Origin of the sequence: Kitasatospora sp. NPDC059803, from assembly GCF_042732255.1 — a bacterium.
Taxonomy (GTDB): domain Bacteria; phylum Actinomycetota; class Actinomycetes; order Streptomycetales; family Streptomycetaceae; genus Kitasatospora.
This window is the reverse complement of record NZ_JBHWIJ010000079.1, coordinates 21,423-30,635: the sequence shown is the minus strand read 5'-3', so window position 1 is coordinate 30,635 and position 9,213 is coordinate 21,423. Positions and strand designations below refer to the sequence as shown.

Sequence of the window (9,213 nt, the reverse complement as noted above, 5' to 3'; positions counted from 1 at the left end):
GGGGGGGGGGCGCGGGGGCGCCCCGCGCGCGCGGCCCCCGCCCCCCCCCCCCCGCGCGCGCCCCCCCCCCCCCCCCCGAGCCGGTGAACGGGCGGATCAGGGGTTGAGGCGGGTGGTGCAGAAAGTAGGACGAGTGGATCAGTAGTAGTGACGACGCCCGCCGACGGCGTGCCCGACGGAGCCCGCGATCCACAGGACGAGGCCGATGACGGCCAGGATGATGCCGATGGTCCACAGGATCGAGATCCCGGTGACGAAACCGATGATGAGCAGGATGACGCCGAGGACGATCACGAGGTCCTCCCGTGTGGTGACTGGGACGGTTGTCAGGAGGGGCCGGTCCGGCCGTTCGATGGTGATGCCGGACCGTCCGGGGGTGGTGGAGCCGTCGTTTCTCCGGCCGCGCCCATGATCCGCGTGTACCGCTCTGCGGGCCGGGCAAACCATCCCGCCCGCAGCGGAATGGGTCGGTTCCCCGCTCGGGCATGCCCGGCCCTTCGCCGAGCGGTCGTCGCCGTCGGCTGTGGCGGGTCAGGACCGGATCCGGTCGAGGACGGCGTCGATGTCGAGGTGGTCGGATTCGGTGCCGGCCGGCACCAGGGCGAAGGAGTCGAGGAGGAAGGCCGTCACGGCGTCCGCGGGGATGCTGATCACGGCCCGGCCGTTCTCGGCGCACAGGGTGACCAGGACCCGGCCCGCCCGCCCGGGCGCGACCGTCACGTCCCCGTGGCCGGCGGGGGCGTGGCGGCCCTCGTCCAGCAGGTCACGCGAGAAGACCCACTGCGCCTCCCCGCCGCCCCCGAGGGGCGGGAAGACCAGGCACACCGCGTACGGCAGCGAGGTGTCGAAGCGCAGTTGCGCCTCGACGGTCACGTCGGGGAACGGGCCTTCGGGCAGCGTGACGGCGGTGGACCAGGAGGTGACGACGGTCATGCGACGGACTCCGTTTCTGGCTGTGGCGCCGGGTTGTCCGCAGCGGCACCGAGCGCCGGCGGCGGCAGCGCTCGGCTACCCGCCCCGGGCCGATTCATGGCCCTGATGCGGAAACCCTGCGTGCGCGGCGTGTTCGCTCGTGCACGGACCGTTCCGGCGCGGCCAGGACCGGTGTGACCCGTTCCGGCGCGGTTCCCGGCCCCGGCCCGTCGCCGGGCGCGCCGCCTTGGTCGTTCGCGGGCCCCGGCGCGCGCGGTGCGGTCGGCAGGGCGGTCCGGCCGTCAGTGCTTCTCGTCCTGGCCCTCGCGGGACTGCGTACGGCGGGACTGCGTACGGGCCGCGGACCTGCGGCGGCGTACGCGCCAGACGATGAGGGCGATGACGACCGCCGCGGCGAGCAGGGCGGCGACGACGCCGCCGACCGTGCCCTCGACCTTGGTGTAGGCGGCCCCCGCGAAGTAGCCGAGGAGGGTGAACCCCACGCCCCAGGCGAGGCCGCCGAGGGCGTTGAAGAGGAGGAAACGGCGGTACGGCATGCGGGAGACGCCGGCCAGCGTCGGCACCACGGGGCGGAAGAAGGCGACGAAACGGCCGAAGAAGACGGCGGCCGGCCCCCGCCGGCGGATCAGGTCACGGGCCTTGTCGACCTGCTCCTCATGGCGTCGCAGCATGCGCGTGTCGAGGACCGCCGGGCCGATGCGGCGGCCGATCTCGTACGCGACGGAGTCCCCCAGGACGGCCGCGCCGACCACGGCGAGGACCAGCCAGCCGATGGACACCCTGCCCTGGTGGGCGAGGAAACCGCCGAGGACGGCGGCGCTCTCGCCAGGGATGAGGAAGCTGAAGAAGAGGGCGTCCTCGGCGAAGACGAGGGCGGCGACGACCGCGTACACGACCGGGCCGGACAGGCCGTCCAGCCAGTCGGTGATCGAGTGCATCAGCCACCCCGTTCGGGATCTGCCGCCCCTTGCGCCTCAATGTAACGCGTGCGCCGAGGGCCGGGGGAGCGGCCGATGAGCAGCCTGCCGGACTGCCGGACTGCCGGACTGCCGGACTACCGGGCTGCCGGGCCGCCCGGACCGGGCCCACTGCGCGTTCGGTCCGAAGCGTCGGCTCGCGCTGAGGAGGCGACCGGCCGTCGGCCGCCGCCCGCGCGCTCGACGCGGTGGGTGCGGTGGGTGCGGTGCTCAGTGTGCGGCGGTTTCCGCCGGGTGGGCGTCGTCCTCGCGCTGCTCCTGGGCAGCCGCTTCGGTGGCGTCGGGGGCGGGGTCCTGCCTGGCGGCCTGGCACGTGCTGCAGGTGAGCCAGTGCGGTGGAGGTTGGTGGGCGTAGCGGTGCGGGGCGAGGGTCATTCCGTCGGTGTCCAGGCCGCACAGGGTGCGGAGGCCGCAGGTGCCCGAGGCTTCCGCGGGGGCGACGTGTACGCGGCGCACCGGGCTCTCCGGGTCCGCCGGGGTGTGGTCGGGGCCGAGGAGCCGCACGTTGGTCGGCATGTCTAGCTCAAGTACGACGACGATGTCCATCTTCTCAACGTCGCTGCTGGGCCGGTCCGCCGCACCCGCTCGGTGGCATCCGGACCAGCCCGGGCCACCCCCGGCGGACGGGCTCCGACCGGCCGCGTGCGCGACGGCAGAGAACCTGAAGGCGTGCCCCGCCCCAGCACGACGCCCGTGATCGGTGGAGACATGGCGCCGGCGGGCGATCACCCCAGGTACCGCGACGGGGTGAAACCCGCGCGGGCCGTGACGCCGTACGTGCCGGGGCGTGCTGACGTGCAGTTGCAGGCTCCGGGCGGGGTCGCCCGCCTCTCCCCAGCGCGGCGGTCACTGCGTGCGCAGGGCGCGCTCGCACTCCTGGCACCGCTGGTCGGCGAGGGTGGGCGGGTACCAGGGCTCGCCGGGCCGGACCGGCCGGTAGTGCGTGTGTTCCATCGGGCCGGTCTCCAGCCCGCACAGCGTGTACGGCTGCGGGTCCTCGGGCACGTCGGGATCGGCCCCGGCGGCGTGCACCGCGATCACGGCGGGCTCGGCGCCTTCCGCACCGTCCGTGCCTTCCGCACTTTCCGCACCGATGGCCCCGTCGGGCTCCAGCTCGAAGAGCACGATGATCGATGCCATGCACCGAGCCTCGGCCATCGCCGGCGGACCCACATCCGGAGGTGGGCCTTTCGAGGCGAGCACCCTTGCCCGGTTTCCGTGCCCGTCTCCGTCCCCGTTCCCGCACCTGGTTCCGGTTCTGCCCGACGACGGCATGGATCGCGCCCGTCGGGGCCTGCTGCCATGCTCGGGTGATCACACCTCGTGTACGGAAGGAGTCCGTCGATGATCGTGCCGCCCGCGCTGGAACGGTGTCCGGGCGGGCTGCGGTGAGGGGCTGGGTGGTCGGGGCCGTCAGCGAACCGGACGAGCCCGGCGAACCTGGGCGGTTGCTGGTGGTGCTCGTCGACGGTCGGCGGTTGGTGACTCGCGAGTTGTCCGGGCAGGAGCGGGCCGAGCTCGGGTCGCCCGTCGCCGGGCGGCTTCGAAAGCCGCATCCGGGCGTGCCGTCGATGGTGCGCTGGCTGCGCCCGGTGCTGGCCGTCGTCGTCGAGCTGGAAGCCGGTCAGGTGCGCCGCATCGCCTTGCCCGCGGCGGGCGACTGAGAAATTCGCCGCCACCCTTGAGCACGGGCCGTCACGAACAGCGGTGGTGCGGGCGCCTGCCGCGTTCAGGCGCAGAACGGACACACGATGATGACCGAACAGCGCTGCGCGCCGAGTTTCGGCGAGGTCGCCCTCATCCCGGTCGGCGGCGACAGCCGGCCGGCCTTCCTCACCTGGGCCGAGGCCACCCTGCTCCCGGCGCTGCGCACCGCGCTCCGAGCCGGATCCGGACCTGTCGGCGCCACCGCGGCGGCCGTCGTGGGGTTCACCCGATTGCCCAGCGTCCGTCCGGCCGGCCCCGGGGCGGACCGGGTGCCCGGGGGCGGGCCGCGTCCGGGCGACGTAGGTTGCGGGCATGACCAGTGACGAGACGACGATCCCGGCGGTAGGGGTGCGCCTGCTGGACGAGGTGTTCGACGCGATCGAGGCGGCCAACGGCCGCCCGCAGCCGTGGACCGGTTTCGACCACGGGATCCTGGGGGCCTACCGGTGGGCTGCCGGCGCCCAGGTCGCGGCGCCCCTCACCGCTGCCGCCGCGCTCGGCGCCACCGGGCCGTGCCGGGCGCAGCTCCTGGCCGAGTGCCAGGCCGCCGCCGTCCGTCTGCGCGACACCTCGGCCTTGGCCTCGGCCTCGGGTGGGGGCGACGGCGCGGACGAAGGCGCGAACGCCGCGTACGCCCTGGGCGCCTACCAAGCGCTGGCCTGGCTCTGCGGCCACCACGAAGACCGCCCCTGACCCGGCCGCCCGAAGTGTCGGCATCGGCCCGCCGACCTGTCTGCATCGCGCACCCGCGCACAGGGAGACGACACCGCGGTGAGGGACGAGACGCCTCAGGAACGGGCGACCGGCTCTGGAGCGAGACCGTCACAGCATGAAACCCGAACTCATCCACGTCGCCGGCCACTTCATCGCCACCGGCCTCGTCACCCTGGCCCTCACCATCGCCGCCGCCCTGCTGCTCCTGCTGCGCACCGCCACCGGCAACCCGGTCGCCGCGTGGGCCCTCAGCGCAGCCGTCCTGCTCTGGTTCACCACCACCTGGCTTGTTCTGCCCCAGATCGTGCTGCGGCGCACGGCCGCCCGCCGGACGGCTCCTTAGCGCCGGTCCTGCTCGCGTCCGGATCCCGTCGTGGCGTCGTGGCCGGGGTGGCGCCAGGACCGGCAGGGCCCGCCAGCGGGATCCCCGAGGGCGGGCGTCCGCACCTCGCCGATCGGGGTGCGGACGTTCTGCACGCCGTGGTCGTACGCAGCGGCGACGTTTTCTCGCAGACGTACGCACGGGAGTCGGGCACTGCGGGTAGACGTGCCGTAGCGAAACGCGGAGTTGCTTCTGTTCCAGGCTCTTCGAGAATTCGAGTCGTACTGCAAGGTGTGGCTGATGGTCGCTGCCGGGGCAGCTGATACGGGCGGGGCCTGTGGCACTGGGTGTGCCGCAGGCCCCGGGTTGGCTGGTCAGGGGTGGTGGTCAGGCGGTGTTGGGGTAGATGGTCCAGCGCTGGTTGGCATGGTTGCCGACGCAGTCCCAGATGTCGAGGGCTGTGCTGTTGGCATCGTTCCAGCCGGGGAGTTCGATGCAGCGGTTGGCGGTGGGGCTGTAGATGGTGCCGTCGGCGCGCAGGGTCCAGACCTGGCCGGTGGCTCCGGTGCAGTCGAGGATGACGACGGCGGTGCCGTTGGCGGTTGCGTTGTCCTTCGTGGCGACGCAGCGTCCGCCGGTGCGCAGTGTGCCGTCGGCGGCGAAGGTGAGCTTCTGGTTGGTGCCGTTCCAGCAGTTGTAGATGAGCAAGGAGGTTCCGTTGCCAGCGCCCCAGTTGTCGAAGCACCGGTTCGGGTTCTGGGCGGAGCTGATGTTGTAGCTGGCAGGTGTGGCGGAGGGGAGGGTGCGCGGGGTGCCGAAGCGGGGCAGCCCTGCGTCGGGTGCCGTGCCGAGGTACTGGGTGAAGATGCCGTTGGTGTCAGTGGTGATCAGATCGGGGTTGCCGTCGCCGTTGATGTCGCCGGGAGAGTCGACGGTCGGGTACGCAGCGGAGCTCGCGCCGAGTGGCAGCACTGCTTGGGCGGTGGGGCTGGTCCACTTCTGGCTGACGTCGTCGAGGCAGTCCCAGAGGATGAGGTGGTTGCCGGGGTCGTTCTTGCCCTCGGGGACGGCGAGGCAGCGGCCGGACTGCGGGTTCTGCAGGGTGCCGGAGTAAGGGCCGTCGGCCCACTTCTGGGCGCCGGTGTTGTTGCAGTCCCAGAGCTGGATGCCGCTGCCATTACCGGTGGCAGCGTCCTTGATGTCCAGGCACTTGCCGAGGACGTGGAGTGTGCTGTCGATGCCGCGGGTGAAGGCCTGGGCCCCTGTCGTGTTGCAGTCCCACAGTTGGGCGGTGGTCCCGTTGTCGGGGAGGCCACGGTCTACGTCGGCGCACATGTTGGCGCCAGCGGGGTTCTTGACCGCGGAGACCAGGGCCTGGTGAGCGGGGACGTGCAGGGACTTCGCGGCCGGGGCGCCGTCGGTGAGGGGCAGGGGGAAGGTGTTGATCGCGCCGGTGACGCTGTCGCGTACCCACAGCGCCGGGGTGTTGCCGATGATCCCGGGGGACAAGAGGGTGAAGCTGCTCCAGTTCTCGTTGTCGGCCCCGAGTTCGATCCCTTGGGCGAGGAGGCAGCCGCCGACGGTGGTGCCAGGGTAGTAGCGAAGGTGGCCCGCCTCGATGGTGATCAGGTTGGGTCGGCTCGCGCTGGTGGGGGTCGCGCTGAGTGCAGTCAGTTGCGTGAGGTTGTTCCAGGTTCCGTCGACGCCTCTGGCGCAGTCGGTCCTGTTGCCGATCTGGGCGATCCCGGCGCGGTCGCTGAAGTGGCCTGGTGTTCCGGCGGGCACGCGGGTGGAGTCGTTGAAGTAGATGTAGAGCTGCTTGGAGCTCTTGTTGTAGGCGAGCAGATCGTCGACGCTGTTGGCGCTGACCGAGCCGCGGTGGGCGATCAGGTAGTTGTTCCAGCTGTCCTGTTCGGGGCTCTGCGTCTTGGTGGAGGCGGTGCCGGATTGGGCGGTGAAGTCGCTGTTGCCTGGAAGCAGGGTCAGCGAGCCGTCGGCGGCGGGGACGAGGTAGTCGGGGGTGCCGTCGAAGTTGACGTCGCCGGCGACGACTTTGGTGGCCGGGTTCCAGGGCGCGTAGAAGTCGTAGGTCGCGGCCTGGGGTTGGGTGTTTCCGGCGTTGTCCGTGGCGCGCACGTACAGGCGGTGGGTGCCCCACTGGTCGGGGTTGAGGTTGATGGGGATGTCCGCGTAGGCGGAGCCGTTGGCGTCCACTCCTGCGACGGGCTGGGCCTTGTAGCCGGTCGGTGGGATGTTGTCGTCCAGGTTGTACTGGAACTCGCGCACGCCGCTGGACAGGCAGCTGCCGCGGGTGCAGCCGCCCGGGACCGGGTCGGTGCTGGTGACACGGATGGTGGCGCCCTGGTCGCCGGCGTGGCCGGTGGGCTTGATGCCGCTGCCGATCGGGGGGAAGACGGTGGAGGGCGCGATGTAGGCGAGGGTGGGCGGGGTCAGGTCGACGTTGAAGTAGCAGTAGGCGGTGCCCGCGCTACCGAGCAGTCCGTCGGTGGCCCACGCGTTCCAGCCGTACTGGTGTCCGTCGGAGACCGGGAAGCCGATGTTGGCGTCGCCCCAGCCCCGGCCGTTGATGCTCTGGCTGGCGGGCCAGGTGACGGTGGCGGGACTGCCGTTGGCGTCCGCCGCCATGTTGTCCCAGACGTGGAAACCGATGACGATGTTGGTGCCCGGCATCGGCGTGGAGCCGTAGGCGTGCAGGGTGATGTCGGAGGCGCCGTTGCCCAGCGGCACGGTCCGCCCGATCCAGCCTGGCTGGCCACCGCCGCAGGCGTAGCCGTTCGGGTTGATCGGCTGGGGGCTGGTGTACATGGAGTCGGGGGTATTCGGCGGGAGATCGTAGGTGGCGATGAGGTACGGGTTCGGGGCGAACCGCATGAAGTTGTCGTTGTTGGTCGAGTTGTTCTCGTCGCCGAACAGGCCTACCGTCCAGGCCTTGCTGCCTGCCTGGGCGACTGAGCGCAGCGCGTCCGTGACATTGAAGGTGACCGTCTGCCAGCCGCATTTTCCGTAGGCGGACTTGGGCCACTGACCGCTGATGTCCTGGTAGACGGTCGGCTGGTGGTTCCAATCGGTGCCGCCGTCGATCGCCTCCCTCATCCACTTCAGGGCGACGGGGGCGGTGTGGCCGCAGTCCCAGCTGGCGCCGTAGGTTTCGGTGAAGTACATCTTCGCGTCGTCGATGTACATCTGTGGTGCCACGGCGCTGGTGTTGAACTCGTAGTACGAGCGTTCCATGCCATAGCAGTTGGTTCGGTAATGTTGGAATCCGACGCCCTGGCCGTTGTCCTGCGCGATGTCGTATTGGGGACTGGTCGGACAGCCCTGCATCACCTGGGCGAAGTGGTTGGTGCCCATGGTCGGGGCCGGCTGGAAGGTCGGGTCGATGTAGAGCGGCCAGACGGTGTCCTTGCCACCGAGCAGGTCTGCGTCCGGGGTCAGCGTGAGGGCGCTGGTCGTGGCCTCGACCGCGATCGGCTTGATGTGCGCGCCGCGACCTGGTCCATCCGTCGAGGACTCGCTGTCGCCCGCGCCTGCTTGGGCACCTCCGGAGATCGGACCGGAGGTGGAGGAGGTGAGAGGCGCTGCGGCGGCTTTGATGGTTGGGGTAGTCGGCGGCGCCGGGGTGTCTGACGCGGAGTCCCACATCAGCGGGGAAGGTGCGCGGAAGACGGGCTTTCCATCGGCGGCAGCGGCAGTGAGGTTGCCGTGCGCGTCTGCGGACACGGTGAGGTTCGTGGTTCCGGTGCCAAGCTTGAGTGATTTCAGTGCGGGGTTGGCGGCGGCGCTCGCGTCCTTGACTGCCAGGACTTCGCGGACCGCGCCCTGCGTGGTGACGTCCACCCGCAGATCGACACCGGGCAGAACCTCCGCGTAAGTGGCGGCGCTGCCGGTCACGGTGGGCGCGGGCAGCTTTGCGGGGAAGGCCAATGCGAAGCTGTGACCGTCTTTGTCGGTGAGCGTGGCCAGCGGTCCGGTGCCGCCGCCGGAGAGAGTAACCCCTGACGGCGTGGCAGTGGGCGAGTAGCCCCCGTCCGGGTTGCGGGCCAACGTGGCGTCGACTGCGGTCCAGGTGCCGTTCTTCTTTACCCGGGCTGCCTGAAGGTGGGTGGTGGCGGTGAGCTTGCCATCGGGTCCGGCCACCGTGAGCGACGTCTCGGTGGTCAGCTCGTCGACGGTGACCGGCTTGCCCGTCTTCTTGGCCTGAAGGCGGGCGGTTTGTACGGGGCCCGGGGCGGGTTCGGGAAGCTTGGGCGCCTGGGCGGCCGACCCGGGCGGGACGGCGAAGGTGCGGTCGTCGGCGACTGCGGCGCCGGGTGCGGCCAGGACGAGCCCGACGGCGCACGCGGTTGCCAGATGCCTTATCAGGTAATGCCGCTGCGGCGGCGGAGTGGGAAGGAGTTCCCCCATGGCGTCATCACTTTCACGACACGGCTGACCCCGCGCGCAGACTGTGGGATGCATCACACTCGCCGGTGTGCGGGGCGCCTTTGTCCAATTGTGGAGCGATTTCTAAGCAATCGTCAGCTGACTGATCGTCAATTC

At 71.0% G+C, this 9,213-nt stretch carries 10 protein-coding genes; 4 read left to right on the top strand and 6 right to left on the bottom strand.

What is annotated here, in order from left to right; translation table 11 throughout:
- Nucleotides 1–138: 138 nt before the first annotated feature.
- From ACFV6I_RS15630 to ACFV6I_RS15610, 5 genes are all read right to left on the bottom strand, one after another.
- Nucleotides 139–294, bottom strand: coding sequence for a DUF6131 family protein (locus ACFV6I_RS15630; protein ID WP_167745913.1), 156 nt, complete (start codon nucleotides 292–294; stop codon nucleotides 139–141).
- Between the two features lie 237 nt (nucleotides 295–531).
- Entirely contained in the window at nucleotides 532–933 is a 402-nt protein-coding gene (locus ACFV6I_RS15625) for an SsgA family sporulation/cell division regulator (RefSeq protein ID WP_363377003.1), read from the bottom strand.
- 281 nt (nucleotides 934–1,214) lie between these two features.
- Complete coding sequence (locus ACFV6I_RS15620; protein WP_380425654.1) at nucleotides 1,215–1,871, bottom strand: DedA family protein; 657 nt, start codon at nucleotides 1,869–1,871, stop codon at nucleotides 1,215–1,217.
- Between the two features lie 249 nt (nucleotides 1,872–2,120).
- Nucleotides 2,121–2,456, bottom strand: a complete 336-nt coding sequence (locus ACFV6I_RS15615) for a hypothetical protein (RefSeq protein WP_380338436.1) — start codon at nucleotides 2,454–2,456, stop codon at nucleotides 2,121–2,123.
- A gap of 300 nt (nucleotides 2,457–2,756) precedes the next feature.
- Complete coding sequence (locus ACFV6I_RS15610; RefSeq protein ID WP_063352472.1) at nucleotides 2,757–3,050, bottom strand: hypothetical protein; 294 nt, start codon at nucleotides 3,048–3,050, stop codon at nucleotides 2,757–2,759.
- A gap of 308 nt (nucleotides 3,051–3,358) precedes the next feature.
- Here ACFV6I_RS15610 and ACFV6I_RS15605 point away from each other — a divergent pair, with 308 nt between their 5' ends.
- The 4 genes from ACFV6I_RS15605 (at nucleotide 3,359) to ACFV6I_RS15590 (ending at nucleotide 4,674) form a co-directional block, all read left to right on the top strand.
- Complete coding sequence (locus tag ACFV6I_RS15605) at nucleotides 3,359–3,574, top strand: hypothetical protein (RefSeq protein ID WP_159398714.1); 216 nt, start codon at nucleotides 3,359–3,361, stop codon at nucleotides 3,572–3,574.
- Between the two features lie 87 nt (nucleotides 3,575–3,661).
- Nucleotides 3,662–3,940, top strand: a complete 279-nt coding sequence (locus ACFV6I_RS15600; RefSeq protein ID WP_380338430.1) for a hypothetical protein — start codon at nucleotides 3,662–3,664, stop codon at nucleotides 3,938–3,940.
- On the top strand, nucleotides 3,930–4,310 hold the full coding sequence (locus tag ACFV6I_RS15595; protein ID WP_380373991.1) for a hypothetical protein: 381 nt from the start codon (nucleotides 3,930–3,932) through the stop codon (nucleotides 4,308–4,310). The genes ACFV6I_RS15600 and ACFV6I_RS15595 overlap by 11 nt, the downstream gene beginning before the upstream one ends.
- 136 nt (nucleotides 4,311–4,446) lie before the next feature.
- Entirely contained in the window at nucleotides 4,447–4,674 is a 228-nt protein-coding gene (locus tag ACFV6I_RS15590) for a DUF6328 family protein (RefSeq protein ID WP_380425651.1), read from the top strand.
- 366 nt (nucleotides 4,675–5,040) lie between these two features.
- Here ACFV6I_RS15590 and ACFV6I_RS15585 read toward each other — a convergent pair whose 3' ends face one another.
- Nucleotides 5,041–9,078, bottom strand: a complete 4,038-nt coding sequence (locus ACFV6I_RS15585) for a ricin-type beta-trefoil lectin domain protein (protein ID WP_380425649.1) — start codon at nucleotides 9,076–9,078, stop codon at nucleotides 5,041–5,043.
- Between the last annotated feature and the right edge of the window lie 135 nt (nucleotides 9,079–9,213).

Coding starts and splice junctions, on each gene's coding strand:
- ACFV6I_RS15585 (WP_380425649.1), bottom strand. CDS start 9,078: ATGGGGGAACTCCTTCCCACTCCGCCGCCGCAGCGGCATTACCTGATA.
- ACFV6I_RS15595 (WP_380373991.1), top strand. CDS start 3,930: ATGACCAGTGACGAGACGACGATCCCGGCGGTAGGGGTGCGCCTGCTG.
- ACFV6I_RS15600 (WP_380338430.1), top strand. CDS start 3,662: ATGATGACCGAACAGCGCTGCGCGCCGAGTTTCGGCGAGGTCGCCCTC.
- ACFV6I_RS15615 (WP_380338436.1), bottom strand. CDS start 2,456: ATGGACATCGTCGTCGTACTTGAGCTAGACATGCCGACCAACGTGCGG.
- ACFV6I_RS15590 (WP_380425651.1), top strand. CDS start 4,447: ATGAAACCCGAACTCATCCACGTCGCCGGCCACTTCATCGCCACCGGC.
- ACFV6I_RS15625 (WP_363377003.1), bottom strand. CDS start 933: ATGACCGTCGTCACCTCCTGGTCCACCGCCGTCACGCTGCCCGAAGGC.
- ACFV6I_RS15610 (WP_063352472.1), bottom strand. CDS start 3,050: ATGGCATCGATCATCGTGCTCTTCGAGCTGGAGCCCGACGGGGCCATC.
- ACFV6I_RS15620 (WP_380425654.1), bottom strand. CDS start 1,871: ATGCACTCGATCACCGACTGGCTGGACGGCCTGTCCGGCCCGGTCGTG.